20 protein-coding genes are annotated in these 21,469 nt (G+C 73.1%); 16 read left to right on the forward strand and 4 right to left on the reverse strand.

Annotated elements, in window-relative coordinates; genetic code table 11:
• Window positions 1-108 precede the first annotated feature (108 nt).
• The 3 genes from FE634_RS05135 (at window position 109) to clpX (ending at window position 2,775) form a co-directional block, all read left to right on the forward strand.
• Window positions 109-714, forward strand: a complete 606-nt coding sequence (locus tag FE634_RS05135; protein WP_280633633.1) for an ATP-dependent Clp protease proteolytic subunit — start codon at window positions 109-111, stop codon at window positions 712-714.
• 10 nt (window positions 715-724) lie between these two features.
• Window positions 725-1,330 carry an ATP-dependent Clp protease proteolytic subunit gene (locus FE634_RS05140; protein WP_137295077.1) on the forward strand — a complete coding sequence of 202 codons (606 nt, stop codon included), beginning with the start codon at window positions 725-727 and terminating at the stop codon, window positions 1,328-1,330.
• 143 nt (window positions 1,331-1,473) lie between these two features.
• Window positions 1,474-2,775, forward strand: a complete 1,302-nt coding sequence (clpX, locus tag FE634_RS05145; protein ID WP_137295078.1) for an ATP-dependent Clp protease ATP-binding subunit ClpX — start codon at window positions 1,474-1,476, stop codon at window positions 2,773-2,775.
• Window positions 2,776-2,970: 195 nt separating this feature from the next.
• Here the strand turns inward: clpX and valS are convergent, their stop codons facing one another.
• Genes valS through FE634_RS05160 form a run of 3 tightly spaced genes read right to left on the reverse strand, consistent with a single transcriptional unit; the run spans window position 2,971 to window position 6,868 of the window.
• Complete coding sequence (gene valS, locus FE634_RS05150) at window positions 2,971-5,586, reverse strand: valine--tRNA ligase (RefSeq protein WP_138875278.1); 2,616 nt, start codon at window positions 5,584-5,586, stop codon at window positions 2,971-2,973.
• A gap of 56 nt (window positions 5,587-5,642) precedes the next feature.
• Complete coding sequence (locus FE634_RS05155; protein ID WP_137295080.1) at window positions 5,643-6,302, reverse strand: hypothetical protein; 660 nt, start codon at window positions 6,300-6,302, stop codon at window positions 5,643-5,645.
• Window positions 6,299-6,868 carry a SigE family RNA polymerase sigma factor gene (locus tag FE634_RS05160; protein ID WP_137295081.1) on the reverse strand — a complete coding sequence of 190 codons (570 nt, stop codon included), beginning with the start codon at window positions 6,866-6,868 and terminating at the stop codon, window positions 6,299-6,301. Before FE634_RS05160 ends, FE634_RS05155 begins: the two co-directional genes overlap by 4 nt.
• Before the next feature lie 143 nt (window positions 6,869-7,011).
• On the opposite strand from FE634_RS05160, the gene FE634_RS05165 reads away from it, so the two are divergent.
• Window positions 7,012-8,385, forward strand: coding sequence for a bifunctional folylpolyglutamate synthase/dihydrofolate synthase (locus FE634_RS05165; protein WP_137295082.1), 1,374 nt, complete (start codon window positions 7,012-7,014; stop codon window positions 8,383-8,385).
• Window positions 8,382-8,756: a DUF4233 domain-containing protein gene (locus tag FE634_RS05170; RefSeq protein WP_246060895.1), complete on the forward strand. Its 375-nt coding sequence runs from the start codon at window positions 8,382-8,384 to the stop codon at window positions 8,754-8,756. Before FE634_RS05165 ends, FE634_RS05170 begins: the two co-directional genes overlap by 4 nt.
• 4 nt (window positions 8,757-8,760) lie before the next feature.
• On the opposite strand, the gene pdxR is transcribed toward FE634_RS05170, so the two are convergent.
• A complete protein-coding gene (gene pdxR, locus FE634_RS05175) occupies window positions 8,761-10,095 on the reverse strand; it encodes a MocR-like pyridoxine biosynthesis transcription factor PdxR (RefSeq protein WP_138875279.1) in 1,335 nt (444 codons plus the stop codon).
• Between the two features lie 69 nt (window positions 10,096-10,164).
• Between pdxR and FE634_RS05180 the strand changes: the two genes are divergently transcribed.
• The 11 genes from FE634_RS05180 to FE634_RS05230 all read left to right on the forward strand — a co-directional run bounded on the left by FE634_RS05180 (window position 10,165) and on the right by FE634_RS05230 (window position 21,452).
• Complete coding sequence (locus FE634_RS05180) at window positions 10,165-10,860, forward strand: pyridoxamine 5'-phosphate oxidase family protein (RefSeq protein ID WP_262347584.1); 696 nt, start codon at window positions 10,165-10,167, stop codon at window positions 10,858-10,860.
• Window positions 10,861-11,074: 214 nt separating this feature from the next.
• Complete coding sequence (ndk, locus tag FE634_RS05185; RefSeq protein ID WP_137295084.1) at window positions 11,075-11,485, forward strand: nucleoside-diphosphate kinase; 411 nt, start codon at window positions 11,075-11,077, stop codon at window positions 11,483-11,485.
• A 148-nt stretch (window positions 11,486-11,633) separates the two neighbouring features.
• On the forward strand, window positions 11,634-12,665 hold the full coding sequence (locus FE634_RS05190; protein WP_137295085.1) for a rod shape-determining protein: 1,032 nt from the start codon (window positions 11,634-11,636) through the stop codon (window positions 12,663-12,665).
• Entirely contained in the window at window positions 12,662-13,591 is a 930-nt protein-coding gene (gene mreC, locus FE634_RS05195) for a rod shape-determining protein MreC (RefSeq protein ID WP_137295086.1), read from the forward strand. Before FE634_RS05190 ends, mreC begins: the two co-directional genes overlap by 4 nt.
• Window positions 13,588-14,106, forward strand: coding sequence for a rod shape-determining protein MreD (mreD, locus tag FE634_RS05200; protein ID WP_137295087.1), 519 nt, complete (start codon window positions 13,588-13,590; stop codon window positions 14,104-14,106). Before mreC ends, mreD begins: the two co-directional genes overlap by 4 nt.
• Complete coding sequence (gene mrdA / locus FE634_RS05205) at window positions 14,103-16,235, forward strand: penicillin-binding protein 2 (RefSeq protein ID WP_148240399.1); 2,133 nt, start codon at window positions 14,103-14,105, stop codon at window positions 16,233-16,235. The genes mreD and mrdA overlap by 4 nt, the downstream gene beginning before the upstream one ends.
• A gap of 52 nt (window positions 16,236-16,287) precedes the next feature.
• Complete coding sequence (gene rodA, locus FE634_RS05210) at window positions 16,288-17,451, forward strand: rod shape-determining protein RodA (protein WP_138875280.1); 1,164 nt, start codon at window positions 16,288-16,290, stop codon at window positions 17,449-17,451.
• An 81-nt stretch (window positions 17,452-17,532) separates the two neighbouring features.
• Window positions 17,533-18,081 carry a hypothetical protein gene (locus tag FE634_RS05215; protein ID WP_138875281.1) on the forward strand — a complete coding sequence of 183 codons (549 nt, stop codon included), beginning with the start codon at window positions 17,533-17,535 and terminating at the stop codon, window positions 18,079-18,081.
• A gap of 88 nt (window positions 18,082-18,169) precedes the next feature.
• A complete protein-coding gene (locus FE634_RS05220) occupies window positions 18,170-18,934 on the forward strand; it encodes a YcnI family copper-binding membrane protein (RefSeq protein WP_138875282.1) in 765 nt (254 codons plus the stop codon).
• Window positions 18,931-20,592 carry a copper resistance CopC/CopD family protein gene (locus FE634_RS05225; protein ID WP_187366830.1) on the forward strand — a complete coding sequence of 554 codons (1,662 nt, stop codon included), beginning with the start codon at window positions 18,931-18,933 and terminating at the stop codon, window positions 20,590-20,592. The genes FE634_RS05220 and FE634_RS05225 overlap by 4 nt, the downstream gene beginning before the upstream one ends.
• Window positions 20,592-21,452, forward strand: a complete 861-nt coding sequence (locus FE634_RS05230) for a hypothetical protein (protein WP_138875284.1) — start codon at window positions 20,592-20,594, stop codon at window positions 21,450-21,452. Before FE634_RS05225 ends, FE634_RS05230 begins: the two co-directional genes overlap by 1 nt.
• Window positions 21,453-21,469: the final 17 nt, after the last annotated feature.

The following is a 21,469-nucleotide window of genomic DNA, read 5'->3' on the forward strand; positions in this document are numbered from 1 at the left end:
GGCGGGCTTCTGCTGTCCGCGAACACCACCCCGTCTCCCGTGGATGTGTCGGTGTCACGGGCTAGGGTCGACGACGTGAACCAGAACTCCACTCACCCGGCCCCGATGATGGGTGGCGGCGGCGGGCTCAACGTGCTCGACGACCACATCTACCAGCGACTCCTGCGCGAGCGCATCGTCTTCCTCGGCTCCGAGGTCCGCGACCAGAACGCCAACGCGATCTGCGCCCAGCTCCTGCTGCTGTCGGCGGAGGACCCCGAGGCCGACATCTTCCTGCACATCAACTCACCCGGTGGCTCGGTCGACGCCGGCATGGCGATCTACGACACCATGAACTACATCCCCAACGACGTCGCGACCGTCGGCATGGGCCTGGCCGCCTCGATGGGCCAGTTCCTGCTGTGCGCGGGCACCAAGGGCAAGCGCTACGCCCTGCCGCACGCGCGCATCATGATGCACCAGCCGTCCTCCGGCATGGGTGGGTCGGCCTCCGACATCAAGATCCAGGCCCAGCAGTCGCTGCACATCAAGAAGGTGCTGCTCGACCTCATCGCCGAGCACACCGGCCAGCCGGTCGAGCAGGTCATCGCAGACGCCGACCGCGACCGCTGGTTCACCGCCGACCAGGCCCAGGAGTACGGCCTCGTCGACCAGGTCATCAAGAGCGCCCGCGAGGCCGCCGACGACGGGCGCCCGGCCCGAGTGAAGGACTGAGGTAGCAGCTGTGAACTACTACATCCCCCAGTGGGAAGAGCGCACGTCCTACGGCTTCCGGCGCATCGACCCGTACGGGAAGCTGTTCGAGGAGCGCATCATCTACCTCGGCACGCCGATCTCCGACGACGTCGCGAACGCCGTCATCGCCCAGCTGCTGTGCCTGCAGTCGATGAACCCCGACCAGGACATCAGCATCTACATCAACAGCCCCGGTGGCTCGTTCACCGCGCTGACCGCGATCTACGACACGATGCGGTTCATCAAGCCCGACGTGCAGACCGTGTGCCTGGGCCAGGCCGCCTCGGCGGCCGCGATCCTGCTCGCGGCCGGGGCCCCCGGCAAGCGCCTGGCGCTGCCCAACAGCCGGATCCTGATCCACCAGCCCTACACCGAGGGCACGTTCGGCCAGACCTCCGACATCGAGATCCAGGCCAACGAGATCCTCCGGATGCGCGACCTGCTCGAGAAGATGATCAGCGACCACAGCGGCCGCCCGATCGAGGAGGTCAGCCGCGACATCGAGCGCGACAAGATCCTCACCGCCGAGCAGGCCGTCGAGTACGGCCTGATCGACTCGGTGCTCGAGTCGCTCAAGACCCCGGCCCTGGCCTGAGTCCTGCATGACCGCCGTCGGTCCGCCGTGTCCGTCCCCGTCCGGGGACGGCGCGGGGTACCGTCGGAGGGTTCCGGCCCCGGCCGGTTCCCGTTCCCGCACCACCCCCGGCTCGACTCGTCGCACATCTGGAGGATCCACCCGTGGCACGCATCGGTGACGGAGGCGACCTGCTCAAGTGCTCCTTCTGCGGGAAGAGCCAGAAGCAGGTCAAGAAGCTCATCGCCGGACCCGGCGTCTACATCTGCGACGAGTGCATCGACCTCTGCAACGAGATCATCGAGGAGGAGCTCAGCGAGGGCACCGAGGTCAGCCTCGACGAGCTGCCCAAGCCGAAGGAGATCTTCGACTTCCTCAACTCCTACGTGATCGGGCAGGAGCAGGCCAAGAAGTCGCTCGCCGTGGCGGTCTACAACCACTACAAGCGGGTCCAGGCCGGCCTCCAGCCCAACTCCGGCCAGGGCGGCAAGAGCGGCAAGCACACCAAGGACGAGGTCGTCGAGGTCGCCAAGTCCAACATCCTCGTGATCGGGCCCACCGGCTGCGGCAAGACCTACCTGGCCCAGACCCTGGCCCGGATGCTCAACGTGCCCTTCGCGATCGCCGACGCCACCGCGCTCACCGAGGCCGGCTACGTGGGCGAGGACGTCGAGAACATCTTGCTCAAGCTGATCCAGGCCGCCGACTACGACGTCAAGAAGGCCGAGACGGGCATCATCTACATCGACGAGATCGACAAGGTGGCCCGCAAGTCGGAGAACCCCTCGATCACGCGCGACGTCTCCGGCGAGGGCGTGCAGCAGGCGCTGCTGAAGATCATCGAGGGCACCACCGCCTCGGTGCCGCCCCAGGGCGGGCGCAAGCACCCGCACCAGGAGTTCATCCAGATCGACACCACCAACATCCTGTTCGTGGTCGGTGGCGCCTTCGCGGGGCTCGAGCACATCATCGAGCAGCGGGTCGGCAAGAAGACGCTCGGCTTCACCGCCGAGGTCCGCGGCGCCGAGGAGCGCGCCCAGGAGGACCTGCTCGCCATGGTCCGCCCCGAGGACCTCACCAAGTTCGGCCTGATCCCCGAGTTCATCGGCCGGCTGCCCCTGATCGCGAGCGTCAACAAGCTCGACCAGGAGGCGCTGGTCCAGATCCTCGTCGAGCCGCGCAACGCGCTTACCAAGCAGTACCGCAAGCTCTTCGAGCTCGACAACGTCGAGCTCGAGTTCACCGACGACGCCATCGCCTCGATCGCCGACAAGGCCCTCGAGCGGGGCACCGGTGCCCGCGGGCTGCGCGCCATCATCGAGGAGGTCCTCCTCCACGTGATGTACGACGTCCCCTCCCGCGGCGACGTCACCAAGGTCATCATCACCGAGCAGGTCGTGCTGGGCGAGGAGTCCCCGACCCTCGTGCTGCGCGAGGCCGAGCCGAAGAAGAAGAAGTCGGCCTGAGCTGACTGCCCGAGCCTGCGAGGGCGAGCCAGCTCGTCGAGACCTCTGGCCAACCGAGGCCAGCCCGAGTCCGGCGACCGGGTGCCGGCGTCACCGCCGTCGAGCACACTGCTCGCTGACCCGTCAGTGATCACTGACGGGTCAGCGGCGCGTCCGGGCCGACCCGTCAGTGATCACTGACGGGTCGGCGTCCGGTCAGGCCTCGGTGGGGGCGAGCTCGGCGGAGACGGTGATCTCGGTGGCGGCCTCGTCGGTGGTGAGGACCAGGTCACCGGTGATCCGGCCGACGGCGCGCAGGTCGGCCTCGGCCCGGCGGACGGCGTCGACGGCGGCCGCGGGACCGGTGACCTCGACGCGCGCGAGCGGCGCCTTCATGCCGACCTTGGCCTGCGACTTCGCCCCGCGGATGCCGCCCAGCGCGGCGGCGACGGCGTCGACCATGGCGGGGTCGGAGGCGGCGGCGGAGCCGAGCTCGGTCGCGACCGGCCAGGTGGCACGGTGGATCGAGCCCTCCTGCCACCACGACCAGACCTCTTCGGTCACGTAGGGCAGGAACGGCGCCAGCAGGCGCAGCTGCACCTGCAGCGCGAGGGACAGGGTCGCGCGGGCCGACTCGCGGGCCGTCGACTCCTCCTCGGCGTAGGCGCGCTCCTTGACCAGCTCGAGGTAGTCGTCGCAGAACTCCCAGAAGAAGCGCTCGCTGACCTCGAGGGCGGTGGTGTAGTCGTAGGCGTCGAACGCGTCGGTGGCCCGGTCGATGACCACGGCGAGCCGCCCGAGCAGGGCGCAGTCGATCGGCTCGACGACGCGCACCGGGTCGAGCGAGCTCGCGCCGACGTTGCCGAGCACGAACTTGGAGGCGTTGAGCACCTTCATCGCCAGCCGGCGCCCGACCTTCATCTGCGTCTCGTCGAAGGGCGAGTCCAGACCCGGGCGGGCCATCGCGGCCCGCCAGCGGACGGCGTCCGCGCCGAACTTGTCGAGCACCTCGGTCGGGACGACGACGTTGCCCTTGGACTTCGACATCTTCTTGCGGTCGGGGTCGAGGATGAAGCCCGAGACCATGGCGTGCGACCAGGGCGCGGCGTGGTTCTCGAAGTGGGCGCGCACGACGCGGGCGAAGAGCCAGGTGCGGATGATGTCGTGGGCCTGGGTGCACAGGTCCATCGGGAAGACCCGCTCGAACAGGTCGGGGTCCTCCTCCCAGCCGCCGGCGATCTGCGGGGTCAGCGACGACGTCGCCCAGGTGTCCATGACGTCGGGGTCGCCGAGGAAGCCGCCGGGCCGGCCGCGCTGCGCCTCGTCGTACCCGCGGGGGGCGTCGGTCGAGGGGTCGACCGGCAGCTCGGCCTCGGTCGGCACGAGCGGGTGGGCGTAGTCGGGCTCGCCCTGCTCGTCGAGCGGGTACCAGACCGGGAACGGGATGCCGAAGAACCGCTGCCGCGAGATCAGCCAGTCGCCGTTGAGGCCGCCGACCCAGTTGTCGAAGCGGCTCTGCATGTGGGGCGGGAGCCACTGGATCTCGGTGCCGCGGTCGATCATCTCGGTGCGCAGCGCGGTGTCGCGGCCGCCGTTGGTGATGTACCACTGGCGGGTCGCGACGATCTCGAGCGGCTTGTCGCCCTTCTCGAAGAAGTTCGTCATCCGCTGGGTCGAGCGAGGCTCGCCGTCGAGGTCACCGCTCTCGCGGAGCGCGGCGACGACGGCCTCCCGGGCCGAGAACACCGTCTTGCCCTGGAGCTCGGCGTAGGCCGCCGAGGCGGTCTCGCCGGCGAGCCACTCCGGCGTCTCGCGCAGGAAGCGGCCGTCGCGACCGATCACGGTGCGCACCGGCAGCTGCAGCTCGCGCCACCACGTGACGTCGGTGAGGTCGCCGAAGGTGCAGCACATCGCGATGCCGGCGCCCTTGTCGATCTCGGCGGCCGGGTGCGCCAGCACCGGGACCTCGACGTCGAAGACCGGCGAGGTCACCGTGGTGCCGAACAGCGCCTGGTAGCGCTCGTCGTCGGGGTGCGCGATCAGCGCGACGACGGACGGGATCAGCTCGGGACGGGTCGTCTCGACGTGGAGCGGCTCGCCGTCGGGGCGGTGGAAGGCCACCCGGTGGTAGGCACCGGCGTACTCGCGCGCCTCGAGCTCGGCCTGCGCGACGGCGGTCTGGAAGGTGACGTCCCAGAGGGTCGGCGCCTCCTGCAGGTAGGCCTCGCCGCGGGCGAAGTTGCGCAGGAACGCGCGCTGGCTGGCCACCTGGGCCTTGCGCCCGATGGTCGTGTAGTGCTGCTTCCAGTCGACCGACAGGCCGAGCGTGCGCCACAGCGACTCGAAGACCTCCTCGTCCTTCGCGACCAGCTCGGAGCAGAGCGCGACGAAGTTGGGCCGGCTGATCGGCACCTGCTTCTTCGGGTCCGGCTTCTCCGGCGGCGTGAAGTCGGCGTCGAAGGGCAGCGAGGGGTCGCAGCGCACGCCGTAGTAGTTCTGCACGCGCCGCTCGGTCGGGAGACCGTTGTCGTCCCAGCCCATCGGGTAGAAGACGGACTTGCCGCGCATCCGCTGGTAGCGCGCGACCAGGTCGGTGTGGGTGTAGGAGAAGACGTGGCCGACGTGCAGGCTGCCGCTCACCGTGGGCGGCGGGGTGTCGATCGAGTAGACGTTCTCGCGCGGCTGGGTGCGGTCGAAGGCGTAGGTGTCGTCGGCCTTCCACTGCTCGGCCCACTTCGTCTCGAGGCCCTCCAGAGCGGGCTTGTCGGGTACGACGAGCGAACGCTCGGGCGCGCTCGTCGTGTCCGTGGCCTGCTCGATGATCTCGGTCATGCCCGAAATCCTAGGGCGGGTGCCTGACCGCCGACGCATCGGCGCAGGTGGGAGGCTCAGGAGCCGGCGGCGAGCGCCTCGGTGGCCAGGGCGAGGACGGCCTCGACCTGGCGGTCCTGCCCGGCGACCGGGACGGTCCCGCAGGCGGTGACGCTGGCGCCGATCGTCGCCGTCCCGCCGTTGCCGTCACCGACGACGAGGGCCCACGCCGAGGGCTGGACGAGCATGGTCGCGCACTCGGGGCGCAGCTCCTCCAGGCGCGGCAGCGCCTCGATGTCGGCGACCAGCGCGGTGGCCTGGTCGCCGACGAGCACCGCGCCCATCTCCTCCTCGCCGAGGTCGGCGGCCCCGCCGACACCTGAGGTGGCCGGGCACAGACGGGCCCAGGCGGCGTCGTCCGGGAGGTCGCCCGGTCGGAGCTGGTCGACGGCGACCGGCGCGTCGGGGCACGGCTGCGGGGCCGGGAGGGCCGGCTCCTCCGGCGCGGGGTCGTCGGCCACCTGCTGCCGGCTCGGGGCGTCGTCGCCGTCGAGGGCGAGCGGGACGGCGACGCCGACACCCACGACCGCGACGGCCGCGAGGGCGACCAGGGCGCGGTGGCGCCGGGTCACGGCGCGGGAGCGCTCGGTGACGGCGGCGGCGCGGGCCGCGGCCGGGAGGTCGGGCTGGTCGGGGGCGGTGCTGTCGAGCAGGTCCTTGAGGTGACGGTCGGTCATGACGGGTCTCCTTCGAGTGGTGTGGGCAGGTGGCCGCGCAGGGCGGGGGAGGAGCGCAGGCCGGACGTCGCGCGGGAGGCCTGGCTCTTGACGGTGCCGACCGACACCCCGAGGGCGTCCGCGGTCTGCTGCTCGGTGAGGTCGTCGAAGTAGCGGAGCACCAGCACCGCGCGCTGCCCGCGGGGCAGGTCGGCGAGGGCGGTGAGGACGTCGTGCCGGGTCGCGGCCCGCGCGGCGACGTCGGGCTGGTCGGGGCGGTCGGGCCGGTCGGGGAGCTGCCCGGTCGGCCGCTCGCCGTTCCAGCGGCGCCGCCACCAGTCGGTGTAGGTGGAGACCAGCGCGCGGCGCACGTAGGCCTCGGCACCCTGGTGCCGCGTGATGGTGTCCCACTTGCGCCACGTCTTCACCAGCGCGGTCTGCAGCAGGTCCTCGGCCTTCTGGGCGTCTCCTGTCAGCAGGAACGCGCTGCGCCACAGCGCCGTGGACCGGGCCGCGACGAAGTCCTCGAACGAGTCCCCGGTGCCGTGCTGCGGACTCGTGGCGGTCTCACTCACTCCGGTGTCCATGTCTCACCCCTCCACCCTCCACGACGAGGTGGGCCGGCGCGAGGGTTGTCACCGGGCCGGAGGTTTCTGGGTGGGGCGGCGCACCGGGGCGCCGCCTCGGCGTTGGGGGCGGGCGCGGGGCGACGCCCTAGACTCGGGGTGACATGAGTGAGACCCCGGACGTACCTGACGCACCCCGCCTGGCCGAGAGCTTCGAGGAGGTCGAGGACGCGCTGCTGTCGCGCTGGCCCGAGTCGAGGCTGGAGCCCTCGCTCGACCGGATCCGGGCCTTCACCGAGATCCTCGGCGACCCCCAGACGTCCTACCGCTCGGTGCACCTGACCGGCACCAACGGCAAGACGTCCACCGCGCGGATGATCGACACCCTGCTGCGGGCGCTCGACCTGCGCACCGGGCGGTTCACCTCGCCCCACGTCGAGCGGATGACCGAGCGGATCAGCATCGACGGCGAGCACCTCGACGACGAGGCGTTCGTGCGCGCGTTCAACGACGTCGCGCCCTACACGCACCTCGTCGACGCCGACCAGCCGCACCCGCTGAGCTTCTTCGAGACCGTGGTCGCGATGGCCTACGCCGCGTTCGCCGACGCCCCTGTCGACGTCGCGGTGGTCGAGGTCGGCATGGGCGGGGCCTGGGACGCCACCAACGTCATCGACGCCGACGTCGCGGTGCTGCTGCCGATCGCCGTCGACCACTCGCGCTACCTCGGTGACACGCCGGCCTCGATCGCGCAGGAGAAGGTCGGCATCATCAAGCCCGGCTCCGTGGTGGTCTCGGCCACCCAGGAGCCGGACGTCGCCGCCGTGATCGCCGAGCGGGCCGCCGAGGTGGGGGCCAGCGTGCTGCGCGAGGGCACCGACTTCGGGGTCGCGGCCCGCTCCGCCGCCGTGGGTGGCCAGGTCGTCTCGCTCCAGGGGATCCGCGCCCGCTACGACGACGTCTTCATCCCGCTGTTCGGGGCGCACCAGGCGCAGAACGCCGCCGTGGCGCTCGCCGCCGTGGAGGCGTTCGGCGGCGACCAGGCCCTCGACGACGACATCGTGCGCGCGGCCTTCGCCGAGGTCAGCTCGCCCGGGCGGCTCGAGGTCATCCGGCGCAGCCCGACCGTCATCCTCGACGCCGCCCACAACCCGCACGGCGCCGAGGCCACCGCCGCGGCGCTGGAGGACTCCTTCCAGCTCGACCCGATCATCGGCGTCGTCGGCGTGATGAACGACAAGGACGCCGAGGCGCTGCTGGCGGCCTTCGAGCCGCACCTCGACCACGTCGTGTGCACCCAGAGCTCGACCGAGCGGGCACTCGCGGCCGCCGACCTCGCCAAGATCGCCGTCGAGGTGTTCGGCGAGGACCGAGTCACCGTCGAGCCGCGGCTGGCCGAGGCGATCGAGCAGGCCGCGACCCTCGCCGAGGCCGGGGAGGTGCTGAGCAGCTCGCTGAGCTCCGGCGCCGTGCTGGTCACCGGATCGGTCGTCACCGTCGGGGAGGCCCGCGCGCTGCTGAAGGGCCGGTCGGCGTGAGCGAGCGCACCCGCTCACCGCGGCGCGGCATGTGCGCCGCCGTGCTGTCGCTCGAGGCGATCACGCTCGGGCTGAGCACGCCGGTGATGATCACCGTCGCCGACGTCGCGCCCGGCACCGCGCTGCCGATCGGGATCGGCCTGGCCGTCGCGTCGCTGGTCGTGGCCGGGATGCTGCGCAAGGAGTGGGGCTACGCGCTCGGGTGGGCGATCCAGGTGGCCGCCGTCGGCCTGGGGTTCCTGGTCGCGACGATGTTCTTCCTCGGTGGGCTGTTCGCCCTGCTGTGGGCGACCGCGTACTTCCTGGGCGTGAAGATCGAGCGCGAGCGGGCGGCCGCCTACGCCGCGTTCGACGCCCAGCAGGGCAGCTGACCCCTCACCCGGCCTCGAGGCCGCGGCGCAGGGCCGCCAGCGCCCGGTCGAGCTCGGCGTCGGTGACGCCGCCGAAGCCGACGACCAGGCCGGTCAGTCCCGAACCCCGCGTGTAGTCGGTGAGCAGCGGGACGTCGAAGCCGGCCCGCCGCGCCGCGTCCCGGGCGGCCAGGGCGCGCCGCTGGTCGACCAGCCAGGTGGAGTACATGCCGGCGCTCGGTCCGGCCGGCATCGCGCACGGTGCCAGCACCTCGGCCACCCGGGGGGCGCGCTCGGCGTAGACCCGGCGGGCCGAGCGGACCACCTTGTCGACGTACCCGTCGCGCAGCAGCGCCACGAACGCCCGCTGCACCGGCCACGAGACGCCGTCGTGCCGGGCGCTGCGCCGACGGCAGACGGTGTCGAGCAGGTCGGGCGGCGGGACCACCCAGCCCAGCCGGAGGCTGGGCGCGACCGACTTCGACGCCGTCCCGACGTAGGCGACGCGGCGACGGTCGAGCGCGGCCAGGGCCGGCACCGGGGCCACGTCGTAGCGGAACTCGGAGTCGTAGTCGTCCTCCACGACGACCGCCGCGGCGGTGTGCGCCGAGGCGAGCAGGGTGAGCCGGTCCGGGGCCGACATCACCAGGCCCAGCGGGTGCTGGTGGGCCGGGGTGACGTAGGCGGCCGCGCTGCCGCGCAGGTCGGTGACCGGACGTCCGGCGGGGAGGTCGACGACGTCACGACCCGCGGCGCGCACCGTCTCGACGGCCGCGCGGTAGCCGGGGTCCTCGAGCGCCACCGAGCCGGGCGCCAGGACGTCGAGGAGGTGGCGCAGCCCGTCGGTGGTGCCGCCGGTGACCAGCACCTCGTCGGGGTCGACGCGCAGGCCGCGGGTCCGGCCGATCCGCTCGGCGAGGGCGGCGCGCAGCTCGGGCAGCCCGCGGGCGTCGTCGTACCCGCGGGGCGGGGTGGCCGCCGACACCTCCCGCCACGCCCGCCGCCAGCCGGCCCCGTGGCGCGGGTCGATCCACGGGGTGCCGGCGTCGAGGCGGACCAGCGGCGGTGCGGCCGGGGCGGACCGGCGCGGGGGAGCAGCCGCGGTCGCGTGGCCGGCCGTGGCGACGTAGGTGCCCGAGCCGCGGCGCGTCTCCAGCCAGCCCTCGGCGAGCAGCTGGTCGTAGGCCTGTTCGGTGACCGAGCGGGAGACGCCGAGGTCGGCGGCGAGGGCGCGCGAGCTCGGCAGCCGGGCGCCGCGGGGCAGGACGCCGTCGGCCACCAGGTCGCGCACCCGGGCCGATAGCTGGCGGTGCAGCGGGTCGGACGTCGTGCGGTCGAGGACGACGGGGAGGTCGGGCACGGAGTGTCCTGTTCGACTGGCGGGGAAGTGGCCCGTTCGTGCAGGCCACTTCGGTGTCACCCTAGACCCGTGAGCACGCCCCCGCCGACCAACCCGTCACCGCCCCTGTCCCCGACCGAGCGCACCACCGTGCGCCGCGGCAACAACCGCGCGCTGGCCGACCGTGCCGAGATGTTCGCCCTCCTGGACGACGCCCTCGTCGCCCACGTCGGGGTCAACGTCGGCGACCACCCGGTCGTGCTGCCGGTCGCGTTCGCGGTCGACCCGGACGGCCCCGACGACGAGGGGACCCTCTACATCCACGGCTCGGTCGCGGCGCGCTGGCTGACCGGTGCGGAGTCCACGACGATCTGCGTCACCGTCACCGAGCTCGACGGGCTGGTCGCGGCCCGCTCCGGGTTCCACCACTCGATGAACTACCGCTCGGTCGTCGCGATCGGTCCGGCTCGCATCGTGCGGGACCCGGACGAGAAGGCGCACGCGCTCGCCCTCACGGTCGACCACATGGTGCCGGGCCGGTCCGCCACGCTGCGGGCGAGCACCCGCAAGGAGCTGGCCGCCACCTCGGTGCTCGCGGTCGCGCTGCGCGAGGCGTCGATGAAGAAGCGTGCCGAGGGTCCGGTCGACGACCCCGAGGACGTCGAGGCCGGCGTCTGGGGCGGCGTGATCCCGCTGCGCCGGGTCTCCTCCGGTCCGGTCTCGGGCGCGGACTCCCACGCCGACGTCCCGGCCGACGTCGTGGCCCGCGCCGCGTCCTTCGCCTAGCGCCTCCGCCACGACCGGGATCCGCCACGACCGGGATCCGCCACGACCGGGATCCGCCACGACCGGGATCCGCCACGACCGGGATCCGCCACGACCGGGATCCGCCACGACCGGGATCCGCCACGACGGGGATCGCCACGACGGGGATCCGCCACCACCGGGATCCGGATCACCGCGTCACGGTGCCCGGAGGGGGAGCACTACGCTGCCCGGTATGACGCAGCGCACCCTCGTCCTCCTCAAGCCCGACACCGTCCGCCGCGGACTGGTCGGGGAGGTCCTGTCGCGGTTCGAGGCCAAGGGCCTGACGATCGTCGCGATGCAGCACCGCGCCATCGACGGCGAGATGGCCGACCAGCACTACGCCGAGCACGTGGAGCGCGACTTCTACCCGCCGCTGCGCGCGTTCGCCACCAGCGGCCCGCTCGTCGCGCTCGTGCTCGAGGGCGACGAGGCGATCGACGTCGTCCGCGCGATCAACGGCGCCACCGACGGCCGCAAGGCCGCTCCGGGCACCATCCGCGGCGACCTGTCGCTCTCCAACCGCGAGAACCTGGTGCACGCCTCCGACTCGACGGAGTCGGCCGAGCGCGAGATCGCGCTCTGGTTCCCCACCCTGGGCTGACCGCGCGCGACCACGCCGGTCGCGACACACCCCACGCGCCTCCGGCGTCACACCCGTCCCACTGCTTACGCTCGCTACCGGGTAGGGCGTCCGTGCGCGCGTCCTGCCTCCTTCCCCGGATCGCGCACGAGCAGTGAGGCGCGCGCGCATGGCGAACAGCATCATCGGCCGCGACATGGCCGTCGATCTCGGCACCGCCAACACGCTGGTCTACGTCCGGCGCAAGGGCGTGGTCCTCGACGAGCCGAGCGTGGTCGCGCTCAACGACACCACCGGCGAGGTGCTGGCCGTCGGCCACGAGGCCAAGCGGATGGTCGGGCGCACGCCCGACAACATCACCGCGCTGCGCCCGCTCAAGGACGGCGTCATCGCCGACTTCGACGCCACCGAGCAGATGCTGCGCCACTTCATCCAGCGCGTGCACCGCCGCCGCTACTTCGCCAAGCCCCGCATGGTCATCTGCGTGCCCTCCGGCATCACCGCCGTCGAGCAGCGCGCGGTCAAGGAGGCCGGCTACCAGGCCGGCGCCCGCCGGGTCTACATCGTCGAGGAGCCGATGGCCGCCGCGATCGGCGCCGGGCTGCCCGTGCACCAGCCGACCGGCAACATGGTCGTCGACGTCGGTGGCGGCACCACCGAGGTCGCGGTGATCTCGCTCGGCGGGATCGTCACCAGCCTCTCCATCCGCACCGCCGGCGACGAGCTCGACCAGGCGATCGTGAGCTGGATGAAGAAGGAGCACTCGCTGATGCTGGGGGAGCGCACCGCCGAGGAGGTCAAGATGACCCTCGGGTCGGCCTTCCCCGCGACCGACGAGCCGGTCGCCGAGGTGCGCGGCCGCGACCTGGTCAGCGGGCTGCCCCGCACCATCGAGGTCAGCGCGACCCAGATCCGGCACGCGATCGAGGAGCCGCTGCACGCCATCGTCGACGCCGTGCGCGTGACCCTCGACCAGACCCCGCCCGAGCTGGCCGGCGACATCATGGACCGCGGCATCGTGCTGACCGGCGGCGGCGCGTTGCTCCGCGGCCTCGACGAGCGGTTGCGCCACGAGACCGGGATGCCGGTCCACGTCGCCGAGAAGCCCCTGCTCGCGGTCGCGCTCGGTGCCGGCCGGTGCGTCGAGGAGTTCGAGGCGCTGCAGCAGGTGCTCGTCGCCGACAACAGGCGGCACCGATGAAGCCCTTCCCCCAGCGCCGCTACGGCCTGGCCCGCAACGAGGGCGGTGAGCCCGGGCGCGGCACGCCGCCGCGCTCGCTCGTCCTCGCGCTGGTCCTGGCCTGCGCCAGCCTGATGGTGCTCGACCAGAGCGGCTCGGTGCTCGACCCGGCCCGCCGCGCCGTCGGCGAGGTCGTCGGACCCGCGCAGTCCTTCACCGCCGGGGCCGTGCGCCCGTTCGTCGAGCTGCCCGGGTGGTTCGAGGACAAGGACCAGATGCGCGGCGAGCTCGCCTCGCTCGAGGCCGAGAACGACCAGCTGCGCTCGCAGGTCCGCACCACCGACCTCGACCGCAACCGGCTCGCCGAGTTCGAGGGCCTCACCGCCGCCGCCACCGACCTCGGCACCGCGCTCGTGCCGGCCCGCGTCATCGGCATCGGCGCCTCCCAGTCCTTCTCGGCCACCGTCACCATCGACGCCGGCTCCAGCTCGGGCATCACCCCCGACCTGACCGTCCTCAACAACGACGGCCTGGTGGGCCGCGTCCTGCGCGTCACCAGCACCACCGCCACCGTCCTGCTCGTCGTCGACCCCGACTCCGCCGTCGGCGCGCGGGTCGCGGCCGACATGGAGCTGGGCTTCCTCACCGGCCGCGGCGAGCTCGGCGACGACGCCCGTCTCGACCTGGAGCTCGTCGACCAGACCGTCGTCCCGCGTGAGCGGGACGTCGTGGTCACGTGGGGGAGCCGCAACGGCGACAGCCCCTACCTGGCCGGCGTCCCCGTCGGCGAGGTCGTCTCGGTCTACAACAGCGTCCGCGAGACCAGCCAGCGCGCGGTGATCGACCCGTTCGTGGACTTCGCCGCGCTCGACCTCGTCGGGGTCGCGGTGCCGTCGGGCACCCGCAGCGACCGCGCCGTCGTCGAGGCCGACGGGAGCCTGCGATGACCGGCCTCTCCACCGTGCGGGTCGCCTTCGTCGCGCTCGCCGCGGCCGTGGCGCTCGTGCTGCAGACCACCGTCTTCCCGCACCTGGCCTGGCACGGCGTCGGGCCGAACGTCGTCCTGCTCGTCGTGGTCGCCGCGGGGCTCGCCCGCGGCGCGCACTTCGGGATGGTCCTCGGCTTCGGTGCCGGCCTGCTGCTCGACCTCGCGCCCCCCGCCGACCACGCCGCCGGCCGGTGGGCGCTGGCGCTGCTCGTCGTCGGCTACGTCGCCGGCCGGGTCCGCCAGGACGCGCCGGCCGGGGTGGGCGGCGCGCTCGCCGCCGTCGCCGCCTGCTCGTTCCTCGGCTCCTCGCTGTTCGCGCTGACCGGGTTGCTGCTCGACCCGGGCGCCGGGGTGCCGGACCTGCTCGAGGTGGTGCTGGCCGGCGTCGTGTGGGACCTGGTCCTCGCCGCGTTCGTGGTCCCGGTCGTGATGCGCGCCCTGACCCGCCTCGACCCCGCGGCGCTGGCCACGTGAGCGCCGCCGCGTCCTCCGCGAGCCGCAGCCGGCTGCGGCTGATCGTCATCCAGGCGCTGGTCTTCTCGCTCTTCGCGACGCTCCTGGTGCGCCTGTACTACCTGCAGGTCGTCAGCGGCGCCGAGTACCAGGGCCGGGCCGCCGCGCAGTCGGTGCGCGAGATCGTCGTGCAGCCGACCCGCGGCCTGATCGTCGACGACCAGGGCCGGCCCCTCGTCACCAACCGCCTGACGTGGGTCGTCTCGCTCGACCGCAACGTGCTCGACAAGCTCGACCAGAAGGACCGTCGGACCCTGGTGCGGCGGGTGGGCCGGGTGATCGACGTCAAGCCGGGCCGGATCGAGAAGAAGCTGGTCAGCTGCGGTGCCGAGGGCTCGGAGCCGGGCGTGTGCTGGAACGGCTCGCCCTACCAGCCGGTGCCCGTCGCCGAGGACCTCGCCCAGCCCCGGGCCCAGCAGCTGCGCGAGCAGCCCGAGGACTACCCGGGCGTCGTCGTCGACCAGCAGAGCGTGCGCGCCTACCCGCAGCCCTTCGGGATCAACGCCGCCCACCTGCTCGGCTACCTCAGCCCGATCACCGAGGAGGAGCTCGACACCGCCGAGGGCAACGGCGACCGCTCGGTCAACGGCGCCTCGGTCGTCGGGCGCGCCGGCATCGAGCAGCAGTACGACCAGTGGCTGCGCGGCATGCCCGGCTACGACCGGGTCGAGGTCGACTCGATGGGGCGCGTGATGGGCGACGAGGAGCGGGTCGAGGCCCAGCCGGGCGACACCCTGGTCACCTCCATCGACGCGAAGGTCCAGGGCGTCGTGGAGCAGCAGCTTCACGAGACCATCACCACCGCCCGCGCCACCCGCGACACCGTCACCGGCCGCAACTACGTCGCCGACGCGGGCGCCGCGATCGTGCTCGAGGCCGACACCGGCCGGGTCGTCGCCGCGGCCAGCCAGCCGACGTACGACCCCTCGGTGTGGGTCGGCGGCATCACCAAGAAGCAGCTCGCCGAGCTCTACTCCGAGAAGGCCGGCACGCCGCTGCTCAGCCGGGCCACGCAGGGCCAGTACGCGCCCGGCTCGACGTGGAAGCCGTTCATGACCGCCGGCGCGCTCACCCACGGCTACGACGAGGACACCCGGCTCAACTGCTCCTCCTCGCTGGCCGTCGGCAACCGCGACTTCAAGAACTACGAGTCCGGCGCCTACGGCTACATCTCCTTCGCCAAGGCGCTCGAGGTCTCGTGCAACACCTTCTTCTACCGGATCGGGCTCGACTACTGGCAGCGCTACGGCTCCGACGTCGACGACGTCGACGCCCAGGACCCGCTGGTCGAGGAGGCCAAGAAGTTCGGCTTCGGCCGCGAGACCGGCATCGACCTCCCCGGTGAGGCGCCCGGCCGGATCGCCGACCGCCGCTGGAAGCGGGCCTACTACCAGTCGATGAAGAAGTACTACTGCGGGATCGCCGACAAGCCCCAGGACGCCGACACCTCCGACTTCGTCTACACCTTCGCCCGCGAGTTCTGCGTCGAGGGCTTCGCCTACCGCGCCGGCGACGCGGTGAACTTCGCGATCGGGCAGGGCGACACCATCGTCACCCCGCTCCAGCTCGCCCGGGCCTACGGCGCGATCGCCAACGGCGGGACGCTCTACGAGCCGCGGGTCGCCCGGGCGGTCGTCGCCGCCGACGGCACCGTCGTGCGCGACATCAAGCCGCGCAAGGCCGGGACCGTCGACGTCCCCGACCGCGTGATCGGCTACATCGACGACGCCCTCAAGGGAGTCACCCGCCAGGGCACGATGGCGTGGCGGATGGCCGGCTTCCCGCTCGACGAGGTCGAGATCCGCTCCAAGACCGGCTCCGCCGAGGTCTACGGCAAGCAGTCGACCTCGTGGGTCGCGTCGTACTCCGACGACTACGTCGTGGTGATGATGGTCAGCCAGGGCGGCACCGGCTCGGGCACCTCCGGCCCGGCGGTCCGCAAGATCTGGGAGTCGCTGTACGGCGTCCAGGAGGACCGCGTCGTGCCCGACCGGGCCGCCGTGCCCGGCACCACGCTGCCGCGCGACCTGCCGGTCTTCCAGGACGACGGCTCGATCCTGCCGCCCGCGATCCGGACCGACGACCAGTGAACCGACCAGCAGTGAACCGACCGCCAGTGAACCGACCAGTGGGGGACGACCAGTGAAGACCGTGCCCGGCCTCGACCGGCTGCTGCTCGTCGCCGTCGTCGCGCTCAGCGTGGTCGGCTGCGTCCTGGTCTGGTCGGCGACCAGCGCCCGGGCCGACCTCACCGGCGGCGACCCGCGTGCCTACCTGCAGAAGCAGATCGTCAACGTCGCCATCGGGCTCGGCCTGCTGGTCGTCGTCCTGATGACCGACCACCGGTGGGTGCGGATCGTCGCGCCGCTGGTCTACGTCGCCTCGGTCGGCGGGCTGGTGCTCGTGCTCACGATGGGCTCGGTCGTCAACGGCTCGAAGTCGTGGCTGATGGTCGGCGGGATGTCGATCCAGCCGTCGGAGTTCGCCAAGCTCGCCGTCGTCATCGGCATGGCCCTGGTCGTCGCCGAGCGCTCGGAGGGACGCCGCCGCGGGCGGATCGGCCTGGGCGACGTCGTCCTGCTGCTGCTCATCGCCGGTCTGCCGGCCGTGCTGATCCTGCTCCAGCCCGACCTCGGGACCATGCTGGTGCTCTCCGCGACCGTGTTCGGCGTGCTGGCCGCGATGGGGACGCCGCGGCGCTGGCTCGCGATGCTCGGCGCCGGCGGGGTCGTCGGGGTCGTCGCCGCGGTCACGGCCGGGGTCCTCGAGGACTACCAGGTCGACCGCTTCCTGGCCTTCATCGACCCCGACCTCGACCCGCGCGGGGCCGGCTACAACGTGGAGCAGGCCCGGATCGCCGTCGGCAACGGCGGGCTGTTCGGCCAGGGCCTGTTCAACGGCTCGCAGACCCGGTCCGGCTTCGTCCCCGAGCAGCACACCGACTTCGTCTTCACCGTCGCCGGCGAGGAGCTCGGCCTGGTCGGGGCCGGCTTGATCATCGCGCTGCTCGGCGTCGTGCTGTGGCGCGCGCTGCGGATCGCCCAGCGCACCGACGACGTCTTCGGCCGGGTCGCCGCCGCCGGCATCGCCTGCTGGTTCGGGTTCCAGGCCTTCCAGAACATCGGCATGTGCCTGGGAATCATGCCGGTCACCGGCGTCCCGCTGCCCTTCGTGTCCTACGGCGGCAGCTCGATGTTCGCCTCGATGCTCGCCGTGGGCCTCCTGCTCAACATCTCCCGCCGCACCGCCGAGGCGCCCGCCGCCCGGCTCCGGCCGACGGCGCGGACCCTCGTCGCCGCCCGGTGAGCACCACACCCGCGCGGCCCGGGGCGCCGGGAGTTCCGCCCCGACGCAGCGCGACGGCGTCCGAACGGGCAGAATGAGCGGGTGCTGACGGTCCGGGTCCTGCCGCGCGAGGGTGTCACCCTCCGCGCCGCGGTGACGACCGTCGAGGTCACCGGCGTCCTGGCCCTGGGCCACGTGTGGGCCGGCGGCACCCTGCCCTCGGCGACCTGGCTCGCCGCGATGGCGGTCGTCGTCCTCGGCGCCGGGCTGCTGGTGCTGCGGGGCCGCGTCCGCCCGCTGGTGGCGCTGCCCGCCCTGGTCGCCGCGCAGCTGCTGCTGCACGCGTGGATCACCGCGCTCACCCCGACCGCGACGACGGGGGGCGACCCCCTGCACCACCACGTCCACGCCGTGCTCGACCCGCGGATGCTGGCCGTGCACGTCGCGGGGGGTCTGGTCACCGCCGTCGCCTGGGAGCTGCGGACCCGCGCGGTCGAGGTCGTCGTCAGCTGGACCCGTCAGCAGCTGCCCCCGCTCCCGTCGCTGCGCCTGGTGCCGGCGCCGGTGCCGGCCCCGGCCGCGCTGCTCACCCGCTTCGTCGTCTCGGCCGCGCCGCGGCGCGGCCCACCGGTGGTCCCCGCCCCCGCCTGACCTCCGCCGCCGCGTCGACGGACGGTCAGGTGCTCCCCGCCCGACCATCCTCCGCAGCGTTCGCTGCACCCTCGACGAAGGAACCACCATGACCACCCGACGCACCCTCGCGCGCCTCGGCGCCACCGCCGCCGGCACCTCCGTTCTCGCCCTGGGCCTCGTGGCCCCGGCCTCCGCCCACGTCACCGTGACGCCGTCCGACACCGCCGCCGGCGCCTACACGGTGCTGACCTTCAGCGTCGGCCACGGCTGCGAGGGCTCCCCGACGACGTCGATCGCGATCCAGATCCCCGAGGGGATCAACGCCGCGACCCCGACCCGCAACGACTACTACGACGTCGAGAAGACCGTCGAGAAGCTGGACCCGCCGGTCACCGACGCCCACGGCAACGAGCTCACCGAGCGGGTCTCGACGGTGACCTACACCGCGAGGACGCCGCTGCCCGACGGCTACCGCGACACCTTCGATGTCCAGGTGCAGCTTCCCGAGGACGCCGAGGGCGCCGACCTGGCCTTCCCGACGATCCAGACGTGCGAGAAGGGCGAGACGCCCTGGACCGAGATTCCGGCCGAGGGCCAGTCCGAGGACGACCTCGAGAGCCCGGCCCCGGCGTTCGTCGTGACCGCGGCCGGCGCCGACGCCCACGGCGGTGGCGACGAGGCGGCCGACGAGACCGCCGAGGAGACCTCCGCGGAGACCTCGAGCGACACCGAGGCCTCCGGCGAGCCGGCCGCCGAGGCGTCGGGCGACGACTCCGGCAACGGCCTCGCGATCGCCGGCCTGGTCGCCGGCGTCGCGGGCATCCTCGTCGGTGGCTTCGCGCTCCTGCGCGGACGCAGCACCACCGCGTGAGTCGAGGACCGGTCCCGCGGCTCCTCGGAGCCGCGGGACTGGTGCTCGCCGTCCTCCTGCTGGTCGTGGGGACGGCGGCACCGGCCTCCGCCCACGCCACGCTGGTCAGCAGCGACCCCGCCGAGGGTGAGGTGCTGGCGAGCACGCCCGACGTCGTCACGTTCATCTTCGACGAGGCCGTGTCGCTGCCGGCCGACGGCGTCCTGGTCTTCGACGCCGCCGGCGACCCCGTCGACGCCGAGGCCTCCAGCAGCGACACGGAGGTCGTCGCCGACCTGCCCGACACCCTCGACGACGGCACCTACGTCGTGGTGTGGCGGGCGATCTCGGCCGACGGCCACCCGATCGCGGGATCGCTGACCTTCTCCGTCGGGTCCGCGAGCCCGGAGGTCGCGGCACCCAAGGTGCCGGAGACCGACCCCGGCCAGGTCCGGACGGTGCTGAGCGTCGTCCAGGGCCTGGGCTACGTCGGGCTGCTGACCGCGGCCGGTCTCGTGCTGTTCCTGGCGTGGGCCCTGGCCGGCGTCCGGGTCGACGAGGCCGTGCGCCGCCGGCTCACGACGGTGCTGTGGTCGGCCGCCGGGCTCGCCGTCCTGGCCGCCACCGCCGCCGTCCCGCTGGCCGGTGCCTACCAGCAGGGCCTGGGGCTCCACCAGCTCGGCGAGTCCACCGCCGTCGACCTCGAGTTCGTCGGCGACGACCTGCTGGTCCTGGCCCTCCAGGCCGGCGGGCTGCTGGTCGCGCTCACCGGCCTCGGGGTCACCGCGACCCGGCGCCGAGTGGCCGTCCTCGCCGCCGCCGTGGCGGTCCTGTCACCGGCCCTGGTCGGGCACTCCCGCACCATCGAACCGGTCTGGCTGGTCACCACGACCGACCTGCTGCACCTCGCGGCCGGCTCCACCTGGCTGGGGGGCCTGGTCGGCCTGGCCCTCACGCTGCGCTCGCTGAGCGGGCGCGAGCGCGACGCCGCTCTCGTCCTGAGCCGGTTCTCGACGGTGGCCGCGGGCCTGCTCGGCCTGCTCGCGGTGACCGGCGCGCTGATGGGCTGGCGGATCCTCGGCGGGTGGGGCCCCCTGTTCGACACGACGTACGGGCGGCTGCTGCTCGTCAAGGTGGCCGTCGCCGCCGTCGTCGCGCTGGTCGCCGGCTACAACCGGTTCCGGCTCCTGCCGGCCGTCGTCGGCGGGGTCGGCCACTCCGCCCGCCGCGGTGCGGTGCTGCACGTGGGCCGCGCCGTGCGCGTCGAGACGGCGCTGCTCGTCGTCCTGCTGGGGGTGACCGGGTTCCTGACGAACCAGTCGCCCCGCGAGGACGCGACGACCCGCGCACCGGTGGCCTCGCGCGTCGAGGTCGGCGTGCTCGCCGACGCGAAGGTGCTCGCCACGATGGTCCCGGGCACCCGCGGCCCCAACACGGTCACGGTCCAGGTGCAGGACCAGGCCGGCGACCCGGTCGACGGCTTCGCTGCGCCCTCGGTGGCCATCCGCTCGGCCGACGGCGCCGTCGACCTCGGCGAGCAGCCGGTGCTGCCGGTCGCCGCCGGCACCTACGTGGTCGAGACGGTCGTGCCGTCGGCCGGCACGTGGGAGGTGCAGGTCAGCCTGCGCGCCAGCGAGTTCGAGAACCCCGTCACTACTGTCACCTTCGAGGTGGGCTGATGAGCAGGACATGGTCAGGACGCGCCGTCGCGGCGCTCGCGGTGCTGGTGCTCGGGGTGGCCGGCTGCTCCGGCGAGCCGGAGGTCGAGGAGGGCCGCCAGGTGCTCTCCCCGGCCGAGGCCGGCCAGCAGCACACGCACACGACGCTCGTCGGCGACGGCACCACCGCCGACGCCGGCGGGTACCGCCTCGCCGAGCTCCAGTTCCCCGACGTGTCCCGCGAGCCCGGCGACCTGACCTTCCGGATCCTCGACTCCCGGGGCGACGCGGTCACCGACTACGTCGAGGAGCAGACCAAGCTGCTGCACCTGTACGTGGTGCGCGACGACCTGACCGACTTCCGCCACCTGCACCCGGTGCTCGGGGACGACGGCACCTGGAGCGCGCGGGTCGACGTCGCCGACCCCGGCGAGTACCGGGTGGTGGCGGAGTTCCTGCCGGCCGCGCAGGAGGACGGCAGCCACGTCGTCCTCGGGGCGCGCGCCCTGGTCGAGGGGACGCCGCCGCCGACCGGCCAGGCACCCGCCAGCACCGCCTCCGACGGCGTGGTGACCATCGCCGGCCCGGAGACGCTCCCGGCGGGGGTGGACTCGCAGTTCGTGATGACCGTCAGCGACGGCGCCTCCGGGGTGCTGAACCTGGGGACCTACCTCGGCTCCTACGCCCACCTCACCGGCTTCGACGTCGAGACCGGCGCCTTCGTGCACGCGCACCCGATCGGGGCGCCGACCACGACCGACGCCGGCAGCGAGCTCACCTTCCACACCTCCTTCGACCTCCCGGGCACCTACCGGCTCTTCGTTCAGGTGCGCGCGGACGGGTTCGTGCACACGGTGCCGCTGACGACCATCGTCGGCTGAGGCCCGCCCCGGCCCGC

The sequence above is a fragment of the Nocardioides sp. S-1144 genome (assembly GCF_005954645.2).
GTDB lineage: Bacteria > Actinomycetota > Actinomycetes > Propionibacteriales > Nocardioidaceae > Nocardioides > Nocardioides dongxiaopingii.

What these genes read in the sequence shown, in the direction of transcription:
- FE634_RS05190 (WP_137295085.1), top strand. Translation starts at nt 11,634, where the DNA reads ATGGCGAACAGCATCATCGGCCGCGACATGGCCGTCGATCTCGGCACC.
- FE634_RS05160 (WP_137295081.1), bottom strand. Translation starts at nt 6,868, where the DNA reads ATGGACACCGGAGTGAGTGAGACCGCCACGAGTCCGCAGCACGGCACC.
- mreD (WP_137295087.1), top strand. Translation starts at nt 13,588, where the DNA reads ATGACCGGCCTCTCCACCGTGCGGGTCGCCTTCGTCGCGCTCGCCGCG.
- FE634_RS05135 (WP_280633633.1), top strand. Translation starts at nt 109, where the DNA reads ATGGGTGGCGGCGGCGGGCTCAACGTGCTCGACGACCACATCTACCAG.
- ndk (WP_137295084.1), top strand. Translation starts at nt 11,075, where the DNA reads ATGACGCAGCGCACCCTCGTCCTCCTCAAGCCCGACACCGTCCGCCGC.
- FE634_RS05165 (WP_137295082.1), top strand. Translation starts at nt 7,012, where the DNA reads ATGAGTGAGACCCCGGACGTACCTGACGCACCCCGCCTGGCCGAGAGC.
- mreC (WP_137295086.1), top strand. Translation starts at nt 12,662, where the DNA reads ATGAAGCCCTTCCCCCAGCGCCGCTACGGCCTGGCCCGCAACGAGGGC.
- FE634_RS05220 (WP_138875282.1), top strand. Translation starts at nt 18,170, where the DNA reads ATGACCACCCGACGCACCCTCGCGCGCCTCGGCGCCACCGCCGCCGGC.
- valS (WP_138875278.1), bottom strand. Translation starts at nt 5,586, where the DNA reads ATGACCGAGATCATCGAGCAGGCCACGGACACGACGAGCGCGCCCGAG.
- FE634_RS05155 (WP_137295080.1), bottom strand. Translation starts at nt 6,302, where the DNA reads ATGACCGACCGTCACCTCAAGGACCTGCTCGACAGCACCGCCCCCGAC.
- FE634_RS05230 (WP_138875284.1), top strand. Translation starts at nt 20,592, where the DNA reads ATGAGCAGGACATGGTCAGGACGCGCCGTCGCGGCGCTCGCGGTGCTG.